At 28.0% G+C, this 21,037-nt stretch carries 23 protein-coding genes; 5 read left to right on the top strand and 18 right to left on the bottom strand.

The features are described from left to right. Window positions 1–139: 139 nt before the first annotated feature. Window positions 140–859, top strand: coding sequence for a tRNA 2-thiocytidine(32) synthetase TtcA (locus TEGL_RS19510; protein ID WP_018590108.1), 720 nt, complete (start codon window positions 140–142; stop codon window positions 857–859). An 87-nt stretch (window positions 860–946) separates the two neighbouring features. On the opposite strand, the gene TEGL_RS19515 is transcribed toward TEGL_RS19510, so the two are convergent. Then, a complete protein-coding gene (locus tag TEGL_RS19515; protein WP_018590107.1) occupies window positions 947–1,579 on the bottom strand; it encodes a heme oxygenase (biliverdin-producing) in 633 nt (210 codons plus the stop codon). Between the two features lie 299 nt (window positions 1,580–1,878). On the opposite strand from TEGL_RS19515, the gene TEGL_RS19520 reads away from it, so the two are divergent. Continuing rightward, entirely contained in the window at window positions 1,879–2,490 is a 612-nt protein-coding gene (locus TEGL_RS19520) for an acetate uptake transporter (RefSeq protein WP_018590106.1), read from the top strand. Window positions 2,491–2,560: 70 nt separating this feature from the next. On the opposite strand, the gene TEGL_RS19525 is transcribed toward TEGL_RS19520, so the two are convergent. Further along, window positions 2,561–3,379, bottom strand: a complete 819-nt coding sequence (locus tag TEGL_RS19525) for a MerR family transcriptional regulator (RefSeq protein ID WP_018590105.1) — start codon at window positions 3,377–3,379, stop codon at window positions 2,561–2,563. Between the two features lie 134 nt (window positions 3,380–3,513). Here TEGL_RS19525 and TEGL_RS19530 point away from each other — a divergent pair, with 134 nt between their 5' ends. Beyond that, complete coding sequence (locus TEGL_RS19530) at window positions 3,514–4,143, top strand: GNAT family N-acetyltransferase (protein WP_026255049.1); 630 nt, start codon at window positions 3,514–3,516, stop codon at window positions 4,141–4,143. 104 nt (window positions 4,144–4,247) lie between these two features. Here the strand turns inward: TEGL_RS19530 and TEGL_RS19535 are convergent, their stop codons facing one another. From TEGL_RS19535 to TEGL_RS19550, 4 genes are all read right to left on the bottom strand, one after another. Then, window positions 4,248–5,069, bottom strand: coding sequence for a hypothetical protein (locus TEGL_RS19535; RefSeq protein ID WP_018590103.1), 822 nt, complete (start codon window positions 5,067–5,069; stop codon window positions 4,248–4,250). 188 nt (window positions 5,070–5,257) lie between these two features. Then, window positions 5,258–5,737: a 23S rRNA (pseudouridine(1915)-N(3))-methyltransferase RlmH gene (rlmH, locus tag TEGL_RS19540; protein ID WP_018590102.1), complete on the bottom strand. Its 480-nt coding sequence runs from the start codon at window positions 5,735–5,737 to the stop codon at window positions 5,258–5,260. A gap of 119 nt (window positions 5,738–5,856) precedes the next feature. Next, window positions 5,857–6,648: an MBL fold metallo-hydrolase gene (locus tag TEGL_RS19545; protein WP_018590101.1), complete on the bottom strand. Its 792-nt coding sequence runs from the start codon at window positions 6,646–6,648 to the stop codon at window positions 5,857–5,859. Between the two features lie 88 nt (window positions 6,649–6,736). Next, complete coding sequence (locus TEGL_RS19550; RefSeq protein WP_018590100.1) at window positions 6,737–8,206, bottom strand: M1 family metallopeptidase; 1,470 nt, start codon at window positions 8,204–8,206, stop codon at window positions 6,737–6,739. Window positions 8,207–8,298: 92 nt separating this feature from the next. On the opposite strand from TEGL_RS19550, the gene TEGL_RS19555 reads away from it, so the two are divergent. Both TEGL_RS19555 and TEGL_RS19560 read left to right on the top strand, forming a co-directional pair. Beyond that, window positions 8,299–9,357, top strand: coding sequence for a DnaD domain protein (locus tag TEGL_RS19555; RefSeq protein ID WP_018590099.1), 1,059 nt, complete (start codon window positions 8,299–8,301; stop codon window positions 9,355–9,357). A gap of 15 nt (window positions 9,358–9,372) precedes the next feature. Continuing rightward, complete coding sequence (locus TEGL_RS19560; RefSeq protein WP_018590098.1) at window positions 9,373–10,377, top strand: ATP-binding protein; 1,005 nt, start codon at window positions 9,373–9,375, stop codon at window positions 10,375–10,377. A 48-nt stretch (window positions 10,378–10,425) separates the two neighbouring features. Here the strand turns inward: TEGL_RS19560 and TEGL_RS19565 are convergent, their stop codons facing one another. The 12 genes from TEGL_RS19565 to TEGL_RS19620 all read right to left on the bottom strand — a co-directional run bounded on the left by TEGL_RS19565 (window position 10,426) and on the right by TEGL_RS19620 (window position 20,604). After that, entirely contained in the window at window positions 10,426–11,715 is a 1,290-nt protein-coding gene (locus tag TEGL_RS19565) for an adenylosuccinate synthase (RefSeq protein WP_018590097.1), read from the bottom strand. A gap of 123 nt (window positions 11,716–11,838) precedes the next feature. Continuing rightward, on the bottom strand, window positions 11,839–12,144 hold the full coding sequence (locus TEGL_RS19570; RefSeq protein ID WP_018590096.1) for a hypothetical protein: 306 nt from the start codon (window positions 12,142–12,144) through the stop codon (window positions 11,839–11,841). 244 nt (window positions 12,145–12,388) lie between these two features. After that, a complete protein-coding gene (gene dnaB / locus TEGL_RS19575; protein ID WP_018590095.1) occupies window positions 12,389–13,717 on the bottom strand; it encodes a replicative DNA helicase in 1,329 nt (442 codons plus the stop codon). A 22-nt stretch (window positions 13,718–13,739) separates the two neighbouring features. Then, a complete protein-coding gene (gene rplI, locus TEGL_RS19580; protein WP_018590094.1) occupies window positions 13,740–14,189 on the bottom strand; it encodes a 50S ribosomal protein L9 in 450 nt (149 codons plus the stop codon). Further along, window positions 14,190–16,184, bottom strand: coding sequence for a DHH family phosphoesterase (locus TEGL_RS19585; protein ID WP_018590093.1), 1,995 nt, complete (start codon window positions 16,182–16,184; stop codon window positions 14,190–14,192). Between the two features lie 10 nt (window positions 16,185–16,194). Further along, window positions 16,195–17,145: a DUF2232 domain-containing protein gene (locus TEGL_RS19590; RefSeq protein ID WP_018590092.1), complete on the bottom strand. Its 951-nt coding sequence runs from the start codon at window positions 17,143–17,145 to the stop codon at window positions 16,195–16,197. A 6-nt stretch (window positions 17,146–17,151) separates the two neighbouring features. After that, complete coding sequence (locus TEGL_RS19595) at window positions 17,152–17,472, bottom strand: MazG-like family protein (RefSeq protein WP_018590091.1); 321 nt, start codon at window positions 17,470–17,472, stop codon at window positions 17,152–17,154. Window positions 17,473–17,720: 248 nt separating this feature from the next. Further along, entirely contained in the window at window positions 17,721–17,948 is a 228-nt protein-coding gene (gene rpsR / locus TEGL_RS19600; protein WP_018590090.1) for a 30S ribosomal protein S18, read from the bottom strand. 18 nt (window positions 17,949–17,966) lie between these two features. Further along, window positions 17,967–18,419: a single-stranded DNA-binding protein gene (gene ssb / locus TEGL_RS19605; RefSeq protein WP_018590089.1), complete on the bottom strand. Its 453-nt coding sequence runs from the start codon at window positions 18,417–18,419 to the stop codon at window positions 17,967–17,969. A 42-nt stretch (window positions 18,420–18,461) separates the two neighbouring features. Continuing rightward, the gene (gene rpsF, locus TEGL_RS19610; RefSeq protein WP_018590088.1) at window positions 18,462–18,740 is read right to left on the bottom strand and encodes a 30S ribosomal protein S6; all 279 of its coding nucleotides are present in this window, start codon (window positions 18,738–18,740) and stop codon (window positions 18,462–18,464) included. Window positions 18,741–19,118: 378 nt separating this feature from the next. Beyond that, window positions 19,119–20,339 carry a PLP-dependent aminotransferase family protein gene (locus TEGL_RS19615; RefSeq protein ID WP_018590087.1) on the bottom strand — a complete coding sequence of 407 codons (1,221 nt, stop codon included), beginning with the start codon at window positions 20,337–20,339 and terminating at the stop codon, window positions 19,119–19,121. Window positions 20,340–20,418: 79 nt separating this feature from the next. Then, window positions 20,419–20,604, bottom strand: coding sequence for a DUF951 domain-containing protein (locus TEGL_RS19620; protein WP_018590086.1), 186 nt, complete (start codon window positions 20,602–20,604; stop codon window positions 20,419–20,421). Window positions 20,605–21,037: the final 433 nt, after the last annotated feature.

Consider the following 21,037-nt stretch of genomic DNA (forward strand, 5'->3'; position numbering starts at 1 on the left):
AATCTATATATCATATCTATCCTAGACATTTTCCCTATATATTATAATTGTTACAGCTTTCCATATTTGTTATAATGTTTAGGTTGCTTTAATAAAAATTAAAATTTTTTCATTTTATATAGTTGGGAGGAATAGATACATGCAAAAATTACTTAGCAAAACCCGCCAAGCAATTAAAGATTTTAACATGATAGAAGAAAATGACAAAATAGCAATTGGTTTATCTGGAGGAAAAGATAGTCTAGCACTACTTCATATATTGAAAAGCTACCAAAGATTTTCACCTGAAAAGTTTGAGTTAATAGCCATAACATTAAATCCAGGAGGGGTAGATAATTCTCCTTTACATAAATTATGCAAAGATTTATCTATACCTTATCATGAAATTCAAACAGATATAAAAGAAATTGTATTTGATATTAGAAAAGAGAAAAACCCTTGCTCATTATGTGCAAACTTAAGACGTGGTGCCCTTAACGATACTGCAAAAAAATTGGGTTGCAACAAAGTTGCATTAGGACATCACCGAGATGATGCTATAGAGACTTTCTTAATGTCTATTCTTTATGAAGGTAGAGTAAGTTGTTTCTCTCCTAAAACACATATGGATAGACAAGACTTAACTATAATCAGACCTATGATTTATGTTGAAGAATATATGACTAAAAAAGTGGCTAAGGATTATAATTATCCAATTATAGAAAATCCTTGCCCAGTTGATGGAAAGACTAATAGACAAAATATAAAAGAGCTTGTGTCTAAGTTAAATAACCATATGCCTGGTTCTAAAAAAAATCTTTTTGGTGCTCTAAATAATGCAGATAACTTCTTTATCTGGGATAAAGAAAAAATTAAATAGTTGCAAATAGAAAAGGCTATATCATTTTTGATATAGCCTTTTTAGGGTTTGGGGGTGTATATAAAAACACTTTAAAATGTCTATTACCTAATTCATATATAACTTAGCTTCTAACTCTTGAGATATTGCTAAATTATATATATAAGCATTGCTTACTTCTACTATTAAATTATCTTCTAATTCAGAAGATAATTTTATGTTATTTATTTTTGTAGCATAGTTCATAACATAAGATCTTATATTTTTTATTCCGTCACAATTATAATAATTTAACCCTTCTGATGGAACTTTATAATTAACGCCTAACAAAGATACAAATGTTCTTCCGCCAAACAAATCTGCTATAAATCTAGTATATGCATAAGCTACTATTAGTTCCGGATTTGTATTGCCTATTTCTTTTATTCTTTCTACAAAGGCAACTGTTGAGGCTAATAATTCATATTTGTTTGGATTTTGATCTGAAAAATATTCCAAATCTTTTTCTATTAATTTATATCTATATAATTCTGGTGTTGAAAACTCTTTAACAACCTCATTATCCTTATTATTTTCTATAGTTTCTTCTATTGCTTTATACATAGCACTAAGGTTGAATAGGTATTCTACATAACTATCTACTAATGCCTCTCCATCTACTATTCTTTTTAAAATTCCTGAATGTTCTGCAGCACTATGTAAAGCACCTGTATTTCTTCTTATTTTAGTTATTAAATCCATAACTGTCACCACCTACATTATTTTAATTTTTATTTATTAGAAAGATCACAAGCTAATTGATAATAGTTATCATTTTCTATATTATTATTTATTCCCTTTCTTTTTTATCTTAAACATTTTTTAATATTTTTATTATTTTCACGTTATGAATACGATATCCTAAGCATTGATATATCTAAGTTACACCAATTATTAACTATTTAAATTTTTTTGTATACCTTAAGTAAAATTTTTGGTATTATAGATTAGTATGTGTATACAAAATGCATTAATATGAATTTTTATTAGGAGGTTTCACAATGACAAATGAAACAAAAGTTAAAGTTGTAACTGCTGACCCTTCAGCATTAGGACTTTTTGGATTAGCAATAATAACATTAGTAGCTTCATCTCAAAAATTAGGATTAACTTCAGGAGTATCTTTAGTTTTACCATGGGCTATATTCTTAGGAGCTACAGCTCAATTATTTGCATGTATAAATGATTTCAAACATAACAATACATTTGGTGCTACTGCATTCGGTGCTTACGCATTCTTCTGGTATGCAGTTGGATTTACTTGGTTAATACAAAACGGAGTATTTGGTCCTGAATTAGCAGCTGCTTGTGATACAAAACAATTAGGGTTTGCTTACTTAGGATACTTAATTTTCACATTATTTATGACTATAGGTGCTATGGAAACTCATAAAGTATTATTCACTATATTTGTTCTTATAGATTTCTTATTTATAGGATTATCTTTAAGCTCATTCGGAATAATGGAACATGCTACTCATATGTTAGCTGCTTATTCTGAATTATTAATAGCAATAGTATCATTCTATGGTTGTGGTGCAGCTGTTTTAAACACTCACTTTGGAAGAACTTTCTTACCAGTTGGTAAACCATTTGGTATATTCAAAAAATAATAACTTTTATATATATGAAAATAGCATTAACCATTTTTGTGGTTAATGCTATTTTTTATTTACTTATAATTTACTTTTTAAATTCATTATTATCGCTTAAAAAGATCTGAATTTGAGAACTATAAGTCTTCGTATTAAAAATATCATTAAATAAGTCAAACTCTATAATTCTATTAACTTTTATTTTGTTTTCTTCTATATAATCGTAAAGTTTTTTCATACATTCTTTTTCATTATTCTTATTATAAACTATAGTTAAATAGTTACCTTCAGGCAATAGCTTTATACTTTCATCTTCTCTTATATTTTCATTTCTTTCAATTCCATTAAATACATATTTGACCTCTACATCTCTACTAGAGTTAACATTGTATATGATTCCTCTTTGTACAGAAACTTTAACCTTTTTCTCTATTATCAATTTTTCTAAATCAGAATAATAAAGTAATTCCTTTAAACATCCTGCTTCTTTACATGGTAAAACAATTATATAGCGTGGCTCAAAATATTTAATGGATATTTCATTTTCATTTAGTATTTCTTTAGATGAATTTATACTTTCTTTTAGCATATCAATATTTTCAATTACTTCGCTCATTTTTTTTATATTTTTTTCAGCTTCTTCTCTCTTTACTTCTAAAAATTTAAGTAATTTATCAGTATCACATTCTTGAAAAATATCTTGAAGCTCTTTTATACTAGTGCCTAGTGATCTACATCCTTTTATAATATCTATATAGACAAATTGATCTATAGAATAGTATCTATATCCTGAGTCCTCATCAATATATTTTGGAATAAGAATGCCCATTTTATGATAATATCTTAAAGCTTTTATTGTAATTTCTTTAATTTTAGACACTTCTCCTATAGAAAATAATTTTGACATTTTACCACTACCTTTTTATTTTTTAATTTTTGTTGACTCTGCTCTTAGGGGAGATATTATTATCATCATTATACACTATTTGTTGTTTAAATAAGAAATATAAATTAGGTTAAATGAAAGGATATTTTATGAATATGAACAAAATAATATACAGAAACATAGTTAAATCAGATTATGAAACTATTAAGAAATTAATTGGAGAAGCATTTGGCTTTTCAGATTTTATTAAAGATAAGCAATTACTAGATATTGTATTAAGCGGATATCTTCAAGAATGTCTTTTAGACAGTTCATTTAGTAAAGTTGCTCAAAAGGATGATAAGGTAATTGGTTTTATTTTAGGCAGTGCGAAAAATGATAAAACTCGTATAAGTAATTCAATTGATTCCTTAGAATTTGACAATAATACAATTGAATTATTGATGAATATTAAAGAAAATCAAATTTTATTTAAAGAGTTTTCAAAAATTCCAGCTACGTACAAAGAAATTATAAAAGGAAAAGAAGATCAATTCCAAGGGTGTATTCAGTTATTCGTTGTATCTAAGGAGTCTCGAGGCCTTGGCGTTGGAAAAACTTTGGTCAAGTATTTATCTGATTATATGAATAGTATGGATGTAAAGTCTTTATATCTGTTTACAGATAGTAGATGCAACTATGGATTTTATGACAGTCAAAATTTCAAAAAATTAAATGAAAAAGAAGTAAACTTTAATTATGTAAATAATAAATTGGATGTATTTTTATATGGTTATGACTTTTAATATTATATTAAAACAAGAACCATATCACAAATAAGTGATATGGTTCTCAGTTTCACATCCCTAATATGTTAATTTTCAAATATTTATTATTAAGGTTTATAATTTTATAAATCATCACTTAAAACCTGGCTTGGCCATGAAAGTAGACTTTTTCTTGATATTTTTAACTGTTTTTCATTTGGGAAATTTAAGTCACAAAAATAATTGTGATAATTAGCTGTCCAAACATATTTATCCCATACTCTTATATTTTTTTTATTAATCTCTAGCATTTCTTCAATTTTAACCTTATGTCTAAGTAGTAGTTCTAGTTGTATTCTTTCAAATTCATATTTATTGTTACACTCTCTATAATATTTAAATATGGTATTTAAATAATTTAAAAACCATTGTCCATCACTATCTATAAGTATTTTATTATATTGAGGTGCTACATCATAATAATTTATGTATTTTTTTAATCTTTTTACAGTTTTATCATCTAATATAATTCTTGGATAGCATGCCAGTTTACTTTCTGTATTATGAGCATCTAAAAGAGCTGGTCCAAATACAATGTCCTCATTTATGTAAAAATCACCTACACTTACACCACCTCTAACAAAAAGGCCTTCTAGTGATAGATTAAATTGATATTCCGATACATTATCTAGTATTTCATTTAATTCAGCTTCTCCATCATCTTTTATAGGATATCCAATAATCATATTATCAGTATATATTTTTATATTTCCTTGACTATATTTATTTGGGACTACACATTGCTTGTTCTTATTTATAAGGTAGTTGATATCTTTTAATAACTGATTTCCATATCCATCTCTACAAGAATCTGATATCATTTGTGAAAATCCTAATATATCTATAGCACATACCATAGAGTTGACTAGTTTTGGATTATCTTTATCGTATTTTTGCATATTCATTTCAACACATCCTTACATATTATTTACAACTTAATAACTATCTACTTATTATATTACACTTTTGCAGCAAGTACAATTAAGTTAATACATCTTAAAAAATGAATATTATTTTTAATGAAAAATATTCCTTAACTAAAAATGTTATGGAGTATTAATATAGTTAATTTCGTTTATTAAGTTATTATTTTTTACTTGTGGTACGGTTCTCCATTATTTATTCTATAAGCTCTGTAAATTTGCTCCAATAATATTAATCTCATAAGCTGATGAGGAAATGTCATCTTGGAGAAAGACAACTTATAATTAGCTCTTCTTAAAACTTCATCAGAAAGTCCTAAAGACCCACCTATAACAAATACTATATGACTAGTTCCTCTAACACCTAAATTATCAATTGTATCTGCCAATTCTTCAGATGATAAGTTCTTTCCATCTATAGCAAGAGCTATAACATGAGCATTATCCTTTATTTTACTTAGTATCTTCTTTCCTTCTTTATCTTTAATCATAAGCATTTCTTTATCGCTTAAATTTTCAGGAGCTTTCTCATCATCTAGTTCTATTACTTCTAACTTGCAATATTTAGATAATCTTTTTGAAAATTCATCTATTCCCAATTTTAAATATTTTTCTTTTATTTTTCCTACACAAACTATACTGATACGCATATTTTTCTCCTCTTATTAACTTTATCTTTTAAACAACGGATGTATCTGAATCAATAGCAAAATAATTGGCAGACACGCGACTAAAAGATATATCCTTAGCGATATGAACGAAGTAAATTTTACAGTTCAAAAACCTTTGAAACTTTATCCCTTGATAAAACTTCTAAATTTAAATCTTGTCCTATTATCATGTCATTATTCGATAGTACATTCTTAGACGTAGCAAAGGCCAAGTCTGGAAAATTATTTTCCTTACTTAAATGAGCTAATAATATAGATTGTGCATTATTATTAATTAAATCTACACAAAACTTAGCTGCTTCTTCGTTTGATAAATGTCCACAATCAGACATTACCCTTCTTTTTAAACTATACGTATAGCTTCCCATCATTAACATATTTGGATCATAATTAGATTCTAACACTACAAGTTTTGAGTCATATAAATTTTGTCTAATGTTGTCTGTTACACATCCTATATCCGTAGCAATTGACATTTTTTCTTGTTCTGAAAGTAAATTATATCCTACTGCATCACTTGAATCGTGTGGTATGGAAAAAGGCTTAATTCCTAAATCCCCTATACTGTATGTTTTATCATTTTCAAATACTTTCATATTGTCTTCTTTTATGTTTCCTAATTTATCTTTCATGGCACACCATGTTTTTACATTTGCAAAAATAGGTATGTCCAATTTTCTCGATAATATTCCTGCTCCTTTTATATGGTCAGAATGCTCATGTGTTATAAATATGCCCTTTATTTTTTCTATATCAGCATTTATCTCATTTAAGCCTGTCATTATTCTTTTACCACTAAGGCCTGCATCTATTAATATATTGGTATCCTTGTAACTAACAAAGTGACAATTTCCACTACTTCCACTTCCTATAGAACAATACTTTAACATGGTGCACCTCTTTTCTCTTTTTCTCATAAATTATATTATACCAAAAAAACAGAGCATTAAATTATTTTTCAATGCTCTGGCAAAAATTTTATTTACATTCCTTTATAATTTTTTCAATATCCACACCTTTACTCTTCCAAAGATCAACAAATTGAGGTCCATTTACATTTTTAAATTTATATGTATTATAGTATTCTTTTAAAGTATTAAAAAATACTTCATCTCCAACTTCTTTTCTTATTTCATTGAAAACTACTGCTCCTTTTGTGTAAACGCTTAGACTATATTCTGATGAATCTTTATAATCTGTTGTAGCTTTGAATATATCAGCTGTTTTATAGTTTCTCGTTTGAACTTCCATAGTTTTTATCAATTTGTCTCCTGTTTCTTTTCCATACTTTTGTTCAAAATAAAGTATAGTTGAATATTCCGTCAATGCTTCATCTAGCCAAGGTTCATTAATCTCATCATTTCCTATAACACTGTACCACCATTGATGGGCAGTTTCATGAGCTATTACATACTCTAATAAAAATTTATTTTCTCTATTGTATAGACCTTCATCTATCATAGATAACATAGGATATTCCATTCCTCCAATAAAGAAGTCACTAGCTACTACTGAATATGTATCATATGGATAGTCACCAAATAAATTGCTAAAAATCTCTATGGATGACTTAGATATGTCCAAAGCTTCTTTACTCATATCCTCATTTAAATTATATGTATTTATCACAATATCCTTATAATTAGCCTTATTAACTATAAATTTGTCACTTAAAATAAAAGCAAAATCTCTAACCATCTTACCATCTATGGTGTATAGTATTTTCTCATTGTCTGTTTTCTTTTCTGCTACTTTTCCTGTAGTTGCTAACTTATATTTTGATGGGGCTAATATTTGCACTTTAAAATTGCTAGTATCACTATAAAATGGATCTCCTACAGTTTCATAACTTTTTAGATTCCATCCTTTATCATCATAAACACATGCTATAGGAAACCAGTTTGTTACATTTACTGTATTGTCACCATAACCAAATCTTCCAAGGCAATTAGGTAATTTTACATTATATTTTAAGTCTATTTTTACTACTTCACCAGCTTTTAATAATTTATCTAATTTGACCTCTAGAATATCATTTTTATCTCCTGTTACTTCATACTTTAATTTTTCCTTCTCACTTAATACATTTTTAAGATCTATATATCCTTCGTTAAATCCATTTGGATAAGCTCTGCTCATTTCTGAGTCTTCAAAAGGAGTTGATTCTTCTTGGCAAAAAGCATTTGGATAAATATGTAGGTAAATTTTATCTAGTGTAGTTTTCGTATTATTTATATAAACTAAAGTTTCGTTGCATAAAATACGATTAGTTTCATCATCATATATTACATCTATAGTATATTCGTTTTTGTTTTTTTCATCTTTAAGTGTAAAAGTTTCTCTTTGATTAGTAAGTATAAATGTGCGTATACTTCCCCCTATAATGATTAGAAGAGCTAAGATTACAACAAATAATCTCCTTCTCTTTTTATCGAATTTAATAACCAATTTATACCTCCTTTTTAATAAATATTTTTTTTAAAACTTCCAATATAAATTTGTAATAGCTTTTATGTTATAATTGAAGCTGAGGTGATTATATGTTTTTTTATAAAGAAGAAAATGATATAGATTTTGGTGAGACAACCATCCCAAATATCTTCATAGATATATATATGCCTATGGGTGATGGATTATACACAAAGGTATATCTTTTGGCGTATAGACAAGTGTGTTCTTCAATTCCAGATCCTAAATTTGATAACAGTTCTATTGCTAGAATTTTAGAAATTCCCTTGTCAGATGTTATTAATGCATGGAAATTCTGGGAGAAGCAAAACATAGTAAAAATGCACAAAAACGATAGTCCGGATGCTTTTGATTATTCAATTGAATTTTTAGATTTAAAAAGGCTCTATGTTGAAAATCTACAAATTAATACACCTTCTATTAAATCTAATAGTGATAGAATAGTTTCTGCTGGACATAATCCAAGCATAACTAAAATGTTTAATAGTATAAATCGTATAATAGGAAGATTTCTTGATCCTTCAGAAAAATTAAGGATACTAGACATTAGAGAAAAATTTAATGTTAATCCTAATGTTATTGTTTATGCTTATGAAATTTCAAAGCAAAAAAATAATGGTACACCTAAGAATCTAAATTATATTGAGGGTATACTTAGGAACTGGTACGACTTAGGGCTTTATACTATTGAAGATATTGAAAATAATGTAATAGAAGATAAGAAGCGTTATGATATTCATAGGCTTATTTTTAAATCACTTGGTTTTAATAGAAATCCTGGATCAGAAGAAAAAAGAATTATGGATACATGGATTGATAAGTACAATATGGATATAGAAGTTATACTAGAAGCTTGTAGCAAGTCCAAAAATACACCGAATCCTTCTATATCTTATATAAATGGTATAATTGAAAGATATAAAAAGAATAATGTTAAAACTTTAGATGATATAGAAAAATTAGAAGAGGAATTTAATCAAAAAAAACAACATCGAAAAAATACAACTTCAAGTAATAACTCTATTCCTAAAGTTAAAACAAGATTCCATAATATCAACGAAACATTTAGAAACTACAGCCCTGAGGAATTAGAAAAACTTCTAAAAGAAAGTCAAAAGGGTAAATTTTAATAGGTAGGTGGTTAAATGCAGGAATCAAAATTAAGAGATATTCTTACTAGTTACGAGAGAAAAAGAGATAAAGCAGATAGACTACTAGAACAAAGGAAAAGTGATGTTTATAAACAAATTCCTAAAGTTAAACAAATAGAAGATGAAATTAGCAAAGTTGGATTAGATATGATGAAACTTGTTCTTAAAAATCCATCAAATAAGGAAATTCTCATATTAGAAGCAAAGGAAAAAATCCAGGCTTTAACTAGCCAAAAACAAACCTTATTAGATAGTTGTAATGTTCCTAAGGGGTATCTTGATATTCAATACGAATGTAGTATGTGTAAAGATAGAGGATTTCTTTCAAACGGCAAGAAATGCAATTGTTTAAAACAAGCAATTATTAATGAGTCTTACAAGATGTCTAATTTATCTAGAATGTTGGATAAACAAAATCAGTGTACATATGATGACAGTATTTTTTCAGAAGAAGTCGATCCTAGCACTGGTGTTTCTCCTAGACAAAACATGCAACTAATATTATCTGATTGTGATGAGTTTATTTATGATTTTGACAAGGATAATGATAAAAACTTATTGTTCTATGGAGATACAGGACTTGGCAAAACATTTATGTCTAGCTATATTGCCAAGGAACTTCTTGATAAAGGATATTTAGTGATATATCAAACGGCCTTTAAAATGTTTGAAATCATAGAGGAATATAAATTTAGAAATTCAGATCATCATTTATCAAGAGATGATTATGAAAATTTATTTGAATGTGACCTTCTAATAATAGATGATTTAGGTACGGAGCTTACTAATTCATTTACTATTAGTGAATTATTCATAATTCTAAATACTCGTTTATTAAATGGGAAAAAAACTATTATTTCTACTAATCTTAATCCTGCACAACTTGGTGAACTTTATTCTCAAAGAATTTTTTCACGTATTTTTGATAAATTCAAAATGATTAAATTTGTTGGCGCTGATTTAAGATGGCAAAATAAAATATCTAATTTAAATAAATAAAAGGAGAAAACTTTTGACAGTTTTCTCCTTTTTGTTTCATGTGAAACTCTATGCAAATATATTTTTTCTTATTATTGTTTGAGTTCTGTTTGGTCCAACAGATACTAAATCTATATTAACATCTATTAATTCTTCTATTCTAGCTACATACTTCTTAGCGTTTTCTGGAAGATCATCAAAGTTTTCAACTTTTGTTATATCTTCATGCCATCCATCTAATTCTTCGTATACTGGCTCACATTTTGCTAAATCTTCTAATGAAGCTGGGAAGTTATTTATTATTTCATCTCCTATTTTATAAGCAGTACATATCTTGATTTTATCAAATCCTGTTAATACGTCTAATAACATGAATGATATACTAGTTAATCCATTTACTCTAGCTGCATATTTTACTATAACAGCATCAAACCAACCACATCTTCTAGCTCTTCCTGTAACTGTTCCAAATTCATGACCTTGAGTTCTTATTTTATCTCCAGTTTCATCATGTAACTCAGTTACAAAAGGACCTTCTCCAACTCTTGTTGTATAAGCTTTTACTATACCAACAACGTCTTTTATCATGTTTGGACCTACACCAGCACCTACTGCAAATCCTCCTGATATAGGATGTGAAGATGTTACAAATGGGTATGTTCCAAGATCTAAATCAAGTAATGTACCTTGAGCACCTTCAAATAGTACTTTTTTATTAGCTTTTATTGCATCATAAACTATTACAGTTGTATCATCCACAAATGGTCTCATTTTTTCTGCATATACAATAAATTCATTGTATACTTCCTCAAAATCAAACATAGCTTCTTTTTCATATACACCTGTAACTATCTTGTTTTTTGCTTCTATTTGAAGTTTTAATTTTTTAGCAAAAACTTCTTTATTCATTAAGTCACAAACTCTTATTCCTGATCTTTCTGTTTTATCCATATAGCAAGGACCGATACCTTTTTTAGTTGTTCCTATTTTGTTATCTCCTCTTGCTTCTTCTGCTAATCCATCTAATTCTTTATGGTAAGGAAATACTATGTGAGCTCTATCACTTATTTTGATATTTTTAGTACTTATTCCATTACTTTCAAGCATTTCTATTTCTTCAAAGAAGCCTTTTGGATCAAATACTATACCATTTCCTATTACGTTTATAGTGTTTGGGTTTAATATTCCTGATGGTATTAATCTTAATGCAAATTTCTTTCCATCTACTACTAATGTATGACCTGCATTATTTCCACCTTGTCCTCTTATTACTACATCAGCTTGAGTAGCAAGAAAATCAATCACTTTTCCTTTTCCCTCATCGCCCCATTGAGAACCAACAACTGCTACTGTTTTCATTTATTTCACCTCTATTATCTATATATTAAATTTCATAAAATCTAATATATAATTTATTTTCAACTTATTATCGAACACTTACGTTATATATTTTAACAAATATTCGTTTTAGTTTCAACTTTTTTAATTTTTAATTACTTTTAATATGTATCTTTCTATTTCTTCTAAACTTTTTCCATTAATAATATTATCCCTTTTTTCAATAAATATATCATTAAATTTCTCAACTTCATCTAAATCCTTACCCGTAAAGACTTTTTCTATAGATCCTGTCATTGTATTTATCATATATATGTTATACTGATTCTTCTCTTCCATTAAATAAATTACTATGGTTTCTTTTAATTCATTATCCACTATCCTAAACAAATTACTTTCTTTATTAACAATTCCCATATCTGGATATACAAAAAACATTTTTATTTTCATTTTATTATTCTCCATATAGACTTATTTTTGGACATAAATATGAGTTGTTTAAAAGATACTCCTATCTTATAAACAACCCTTTAATTAAGTTTTACACATATTTATTTAGTTATTCACATTTATCCACATACTATTTGTGGATACTGTGTATAACATTTCATTGTATAGACTACATTTAATACTATTTTTTCATATTTATCCACATTTTTCTCAAATATAGAAAGGTTGTTCTGTGGATATATGTTTATATTTCTCTAACTTTGTCGGCAAATTTTTGTACTTGGCCAAACCATACTAATTCTACATTACCCGTTTCACCATGTCTATTTTTTGCAATTATAACTTCACCTATATTTTTCTTTTCAGAATCATCATGATAATATTCATCTCTGTATAAAAACATAACTATATCTGCATCCTGCTCTATAGACCCAGACTCTCTTAAATCTGATAATATAGGCCTATGGTCTTTTCTAAGTTCTGGAGAACGAGATAGCTGTGAAAGGGCAACCACAGGACAATCTAGTTCCTTAGCTAATATTTTTAAAGATCTAGAAATCTTAGCTATCTCTTGTTGCCTGTTTTCATTTTTGCCCTCTCCCTCCATTAATTGAAGGTAGTCTATTAAGATTAAATCTAATCCCTTTTCTATTTTTAATCTTCTACATTTTGATCTTATTTCTGATATTTTTATACCAGGAGTATCATCTATGAAAATATTAGCTTCTGATAATACTGCCATAGCATCTATTATTCTTGGCCAATCTGATTCTCCAAGGGAACCAGTTTTTATTTTACTTAACTCCACATTAGATTGTGCAGATAACATACGTTGAACTAGCTGTTCCTTAGACATCTCTAAACTAAATACTGCCACAGATGCATTACCTTTTAATGCAGCATTTTGAACAAGATTCAGTGAAAATGCTGTTTTTCCCATGGCTGGTCTTGCTGCTAGCAGAATTAAGTCTGTTCTTTGAAGTCCGTTTATTTTTTTATTTAAATCTGTAAATCCAGTAGTTATTCCTGTAACATCACTTTTTTGCGTACACAACCTTTCAATCATATCAAAGGTATCTTGTAGAACTAAGTTTATTGGTTGAATATCATCACCAGATTTTTCTTGAGATATATCAAATATATTTTTTTCTGCCTGATCTAATATTTCCTGAACATCTGTAGAAGCATCATATCCTAAGTTTATAATCTCATTAGACGCCTTTATAAGCTGTCTCATAACAGATTTTTCTTTCACTATGTTGGCGTAATACTTTACATTTGATGTCGTTGGAACTATTGTTGAAAGGCTTGTTAGATAACTAATACCTCCAACATTATCTAAATGACCTTCTTTTCTTAATTCCTCTATTAATGTTATCAAATCTATTGGTTCATTATTACTATTTAACTTTAACATAGACTCATATATTATTTTGTGGGCTTCTTTATAGAAATCACTAGGATTTATGGTTTCTGCCACAGTTATAATTGCGTCTTTATCAAGGATAATAGAACCTAATATTGATTGCTCTGATTCCACACTATGTGGAGGAATTCTACTTATATCCTCCATTATTATCACCTCAGCCTAGTGCTTATTGTTTTTCTTTAACATCTACTCTTATCTTCGTAGTAACTTTTTGATGTATTTTTATTTCAACAAATCTTGAACCTAATACTCTAATTGGCTCATCAAGTGAAATTTTTCTTTTATCTACTTCTATGTTATGCTGTTTCTTTAATTGTTCTGCTACATCTTTAGAAGTTATTGACCCAAATAATCTTCCAGCATCACCAGCTTTAGAATATATAGTTACAGCCATGTCTTCCATTTTCTTTCCTAATTCAACAGCTTCTTTATATTCTTTTTGAGCTTTTAATTCTTTTGATTTATTTTTTTCATTTAATTCTTTTACATTTGTATTGTCAGCAACTACTGCCATTTTTTTAGGTAATAAAAAGTTTTTTGCATATCCATCACTTACTTCTTTAACTTCTCCTTTTTTACCTGTTCCTTTAACATCTTTTAATAATATTACTTTCATTTAGTCTTCCTCCCTTAAGTATTGTTCAATTATTTCATGTACTTTCATGTAAGCTTCCTTAATAGATACTCCCTCCAGTTGAGCACCGGCTATATCCATGTGTCCGCCTCCACCTAGCTTTTCCATTAAAACATGTACATTTATCTTTCCTAATGACCTTGCACTTATGAATACAGTTCCATCCTTTTCACCAAGTACAAATGATGCCTCTATTTTTTTTACCGTCAATAATTCATCTGCAGCCTGAGCAATGACCACATTAATATTTTCAGACTGTATTTTTGAATAAGATATACATATTCTATTATCAATAATACGAGTATTACTTATAATTTCTGCCTTCGTTTTAAAATCCTCCACATTTGATCTAAATAATTTCTTAACTTCTGTAGTATCTGCTCCTGCCTTCTTTAAATAAGAAGCTGCCTCAAAGGTTCTTACTCCTGTTTTAAATGCAAAGAATTTTGTATCTAAACTTATTCCTGCAAGAAGTCCTTCTGCTGTAAGTTTATTTATTTTAACGTCATCCTCTAAATATTGGACAACTTCTGTTACCATTTCACAAGTAGATGATACATATATTTCATGGAATGATAAAACAGTGTCTTGAATAGATTCCACACCTTTTCTATGGTGGTCTATTACTGCTACTTTTTTACTGATTCCTAACAATTCTTCACATTCCGTATAGCTAGGTCTATGAGTATCAACTACAACTACTAATGTATCTCTAGTACAATTTTTTATTGCATCTTCTTTACTTATAAATAAATCCTTATAATATTCGCATTTGTTCAACCTGCTCACAAACTCATCTATAGACTCGTTAACAGAGTCCAACACTATATATGTTTCTTTTTTCAAAGATTTACATATATCATATATACCTACTGCTGCTCCCATAGCATCTAGATCAGGATACTTATGACCCATTATATAAATAGTTTTACTTTGGGATACTATCTCTTTTAATGCATGACCTATTAGCCTAGATTTAACTTTCGTTGTCTTTTCAACTGCCTTAGATTTTCCTCCATAAAATTCAAACTTATCTTTTGTTTTTACAATAGCTTGATCTCCTCCTCTACCTAGAGCCAAATCTAAAGCTCCAGTAGCAAGTTTAATATTTTCATAAATGGAGTCTCCATTTCTTCCAACACCTATACTTATGGTTACAGGAAGCGTATTTCCATAATCAATATCTCTTATTGTATCTAGTATTGTAAATTTATTTTCTTGAAGTATAGATAAACCTTTTTGATTAGTTATAACTATGTATTTATCCTTCGAAGTTCTTTTTACTGCAGCTTGTAACGATGTTTCCAAGCCAGATAGTATTCTCTCTAATTCTACAGAAATTAAAGATCTTTTATCCTCATCAGCACTCTTTAATACTTCATCATATCCATCTACCTGAATTAACATTATGATATTTTTTTCTTCCTCATATTTTTGAGAAAGAGCCAAATATTGTGTTTTATCTATCCAATAAAGCATCATTAAATATTTAACTTGATCATCTTGCTCATTTTTTATAACATTATAAACAACTGTATACTCTCTATCTTTATAACTTACTTCAGTATACATTTCTTTATTTTCATTTAATACTTTTCTTAAATTAAGATTTTTAACTATATTATCAATATTTTCGCCAAGTAAATCTGGCGACTGTGTCATGTCATAAAACTTCTTATTATACCATGATATATTTCCATCAAATTCGAGAATGCAAAGAGGTATAGGTAGATTCATTATAGCCTTTTTTGTTGTTTCATCTATATCTAAAGACAAATTCTCAATGTATCTATTCCACTCTTTTTTTCTAAAATTAGCAATTCTCCAATTGTGAAATACTATATAAACAAATCCAAAGAAAAACAAACATCCTATATACAAATTATAGAAAAGTAGGATTAAACTTGTTATTCCAATAATTAATATATATATATTTATTTCTGGCATATTTATTTTAAAACTTGGTTTATTCCTCATTCCTATCCTCCTATATAGATTTATAAGCTCTCACATTTCTAAAGTCTAATATACTATCTATCATACCTATAAAAGAAATTCCTGTCATTCCAAATATGCCTACGCACATTGCACCGATAAATACTTTTTTATCTATTCCATTTCTTAACCATCTTTTTATAAAATAAATAGATACAGCTATTCCTTGTACTATAAACATAAAGTTAAATACCATTTGTAGATTTAAGAATATTGCATCTGTATATAATGGTGTTTTTATATAAGACAGGCCTAACATTAATAAGTATAATATGAATGAAATAACTATAGCATTTCCTGGTAAATAAAAATTTCTAAATTTTATTTCACCTAAATCTTCATATTTCATTCTTTTAAGAGCATATATTTCAACAAAATATATAATTATTGATGAAATCATACCTCTAAAAAATAATATAGTAGGTATTATATTTCTAAATGTATCTATAATATTTACTGTGCTTAACAATTCGTTGTTACTTACAGATTGTAACAGGCTTTTTTGTGCTTCTATACTTTCATTAAATACTTGAATCATCTCATTTAAGATATCAACTCCGAAAGCATATTTCGATATAATATAATGTGCTACTATAGAAAGCATAAATACTATAGAGCCTACAAAAATCGGTTCATATTTATTACTATCTTGTTTACTTAGAATTTTTTTAACTATAATACCTATAATTGTCCCAGGAATAATACTATTTATAAATATATCAACTGCATATATAGGCTTACTTAAAAATATTAAAGCAAAAAGTACAATTATTAGTGATATTATATTATTTTTAATATTTGATAATGTTCCGATTAGTGCAAAAGGTATTGGTATTAATAATATTATTAAACTTAATTGAGGAACATTTAAGCTTATCAATATTAATATTATAGCTAAAATGACTATCTGTAATACCTTTGATAGCCTTAAATCTTTATTCAATTTATATCACTCCCTATTGTCCATGTGTTTTTCCAATTTTGACAAATCTCCAAACCAAGTTTCTATACTGTGCTCTTCCTTTATTCCTTCTTTTGCTTTTTCCTTTATTTTATGATCTATTTCATCAAAACTAATGCCTAATCTTTTTCCTAAAAGATATGACAACATAATTAAATTAGCTATTGCATTTTGAAGTCCATCGTCAATAGGTTTTACTCCCTTAAATATTAGATTAAACAGATTGCTTATACTCATTAGTATTTCATTTTTTATCCATTCTATTATTTTTACATTTTTTGTAATATCAGAACCTTTTTCTATTCGCACAATCTTCCCCCCTCCTCAATATATAAACATTATATCATAATTTGCAAGGTAAAATACAATGAAAAAAGGAGGGCTTCTACCTTCCTTCTCATAATAATATTATCAAATTATTTATATTTATAATTTCCCAAGTAATAATTTCATATTTTACTTCTATAAATTTCCCCAAATATGAAAAACTATCTTTCTTATTTACTTAAATCTAATAAAAAAGCCCACCATTGATAAATCAATGGAAGGCATATTTATTAGTCTAATGTATATGGTAAAAGTGCTATGTTTCTAGCTCTTTTTATTGCTACTGTTAATTCTCTTTGATGTTTAGCACATGTTCCTGATATTCTTCTTGGTAATATTTTACCTCTCTCAGTTACATATTTTTGTAATCTTTGAGTGTTTTTGTAGTCTATTCTAGCGTCTTTAGAAGCACAGAATTGACAAACTTTTCTTTTCTTACGTCTTTTCTTGTTTATCATTTAGAGTCCCCTCCTTTTCTAAAATGGTATTTCGTCATCATCTATTGCTTGGAAACCATTTGGATCTAATCCTTGTGGTGCCTCGAAGTTTGGTTCGAAAGTCGGTTGCGAACCTTGATGACCTTCTCCGTATGGGTTTTCAGATCTATTTTTATTGCTCTCTAAAGCTTGTACTGAATTTGCACTTACTTTAGTAAAAGTTCTATTTTCTCCAGATTGTGTTTGATATCTATCAACTCTTAAAGTTCCTTGAACTGCAACTAATCTACCTTTTGAGATATAATTTGCACAAAAGTCAGCTGCTTTTCCCATCACTTCAACAGGAATAAAGTCTGTTTCTTTAGTTCCATCTTTTTTAGTATAGTTTCTATCTATAGCTATTGTAAAGTTAGCAACAGGTGTCCCACTTCCAGGTATATATCTTAATTCTGGATCTTTAGTTAATCTACCAACTAATACTACATGGTTCATAAAAGCACCATCCTATTCATAATAAAACTAGTTAAATGCTAATTAAGCACAAACTATCATATGTCTTATTACGTTTTCGTTTATTTTTAAGTTTCTGTCTAATTCTTTTGGAAGATCAGCAGAAGCTTTGAAGTTTACTAACACATAGAAACCTTCTGTGAACTTAGCTATTGGGTAAGCTAATTTCTTGTTTCCCCAAGTGTCAACTTTTTCAACTTCACCATTAGCTGAGATTACTTCTTGAATTTTATTCATTACTGCTTCTTTAACTTCGTCTTCAGCGTTTGGTCTTACAACGTAAACTAATTCATAATTTTTCATTAAATTTCACCTCCCTTTGGACTTAACGGCTCCACTTTTGCAGAGCAGAGAAATGAGAATAAATTCTCATACTTATGTATTTTATCACTTATAATAAGCTCTGTCAAACTATTTATACCTAATTTTGCTTTGTATAATTTAATAATAATTTTTACATTTATTTAATATTTAAAAATTTTATTTATTTTATTCAATTTATGTATATTTTCATTACTTCTGATAAATAATACAAGTATATATAGCCCCCATAACTTAAATATATTTCATCCCAATCTCCCAAATGGATAGCTTAATAGCTATCCATTTTAAATTGAAAACGGACAAAGAAAACCTTTGCCCGTTTTTTAGTATTCACCTATATTATAAGTTTTATACAAATTATTTATTAGTAGCTAACTCTTTTTCTTCGTTTTTAGCTAATTCTTCTCTTAATACTTCTCCCATTCTCTTTATACCTTCTACTATTTTTTCTTCAGGCATATTTGAATAGTTAAGTCTACAAGTATTGTATACTCCACCATTTGGATAGAATGACTCACCTGGAACATATGCTACATTTTTCTCTAAACATTTTTTAGCCATATCACCAGCATTAATTCCTTCTGGGAATGTAACCCAAGTAAATAGCCCTCCTTGTGGATGTGTAAACTCAACGCATTCTGGGAATTCTTCTTTCATAGTCTTTAACATTACATCTCTACGCTTAACATAACACGCTTTTATTTTTGCAACGTGCTCATCTAGATCATACATATCCATAAATTTACTTACTTCCATTTGGCTTATTGTAGAAGCTTGTAAGTCAGATCCTTGTTTACAAATATTATATTTAGCTAGTATTTCTGGAGCTGCACAAGTCCATCCTAATCTATATCCTGGGCAGAATATTTTTGAGAAAGTTCCAAGATAAATTACTAAACCTTTAGTATCTAAAGATTTTAATGATGGTAAGCTTTCTCCATCAAATCTTAATTCCCCATATGGATTATCTTCTACTACAGGTATTTCATATTTATTTATTATTTCCATGAACTTAATACGTCTTTCTAATGGCCATGTTCTACCTGATGGGTTTTGGAAATCTGGTATTACATAAATTAATTTAACTTTATCATTTGAAGCTAGAACTTTTTCTAAATCTTCCATTATCATACCATCATTATCAGTATTAATTTCTATAAATTCAGGCTCATAAGCTTTCATTGCATTTAATGCACCCATGTAAGATGGACTTTCACATAAAACTACATCACCTTTATCTAAAAATGTTTTCCCTGAGAAATCAAGACCTTGTTGAGATCCACTTGTTACTAATATATCATCTGGACCTACGTTAGTTTTAAGAGTCTTGTTCATTCTTGCAGCTATCTTTTCTCTTAATGGAAGATAACCTTCTGTTGATGTATATTGTAATGCTACTCTTCCTTGTTCTTCTAATACTGCAACTGAAACTTTTTTCATTTCCTCTACTGGAAATAATTCTGGAGCAGGCATTCCTCCTGCAAATGATATTACCTCTGGTCTAGCTGTAAGTTTTAATAACTCACGTATAGCTGACCCTTCAATTTTACTCATTCTGTCTGCAAATCTAACTGCCATGTTAAAGCACCCCCTATATATTACCTAATGATCTATATAAATTTTATTAGGTTACTACAACTGTTTAACTAAAGCCTTCCTATTTACTTACAATTTTCTTTATTCTTTTTTCTAAAGTTTGTCTATCTAACATAATCAATCTTTTACAGTTAGTGCATTTAATCTTTATGTCCATACCTACTCTAACTATTTCAAATTGCTTACATCCACAAGCATGTTGTTTTTTTAGTTCTACTATGTCACCTAAATTAAGATCCATTGGCATAAACAATCAACCTCCTTACTAATTTAGATTTTGCTTTTGTTGCATTACTTTTTATTATATTTAATAAGTCCCCAACACATTAAACACCATTCTTTATTTATTTTCAGTTGAAAATAAATAGATAAAACACAACTTTTTATAATAAATATTTTAAGAAGTAGTATTAATATGAACCTTAATAATTACTTTGTCTTAATTATTTTCTGGCAATTGAAATGAATTAAGACTGATAATACTATTTATTTTAATAAAATTATTTAACTTTATTGCTTCAGTCTTTAAATAAAAAATCTTTTATTTATTCTGTGTAGATATAATTATAGTAAGAAACTAACTCAATACCATAATTATACCAATTGAGAATACAAATGTAAATTTCTTATTATCATATTTTTAATAATCACAACAATAAAAAGCTTTTCCACAGTAATAT

Source organism: Terrisporobacter glycolicus ATCC 14880 = DSM 1288, from assembly GCF_036812735.1.
Classification (GTDB): domain Bacteria; phylum Bacillota; class Clostridia; order Peptostreptococcales; family Peptostreptococcaceae; genus Terrisporobacter; species Terrisporobacter glycolicus.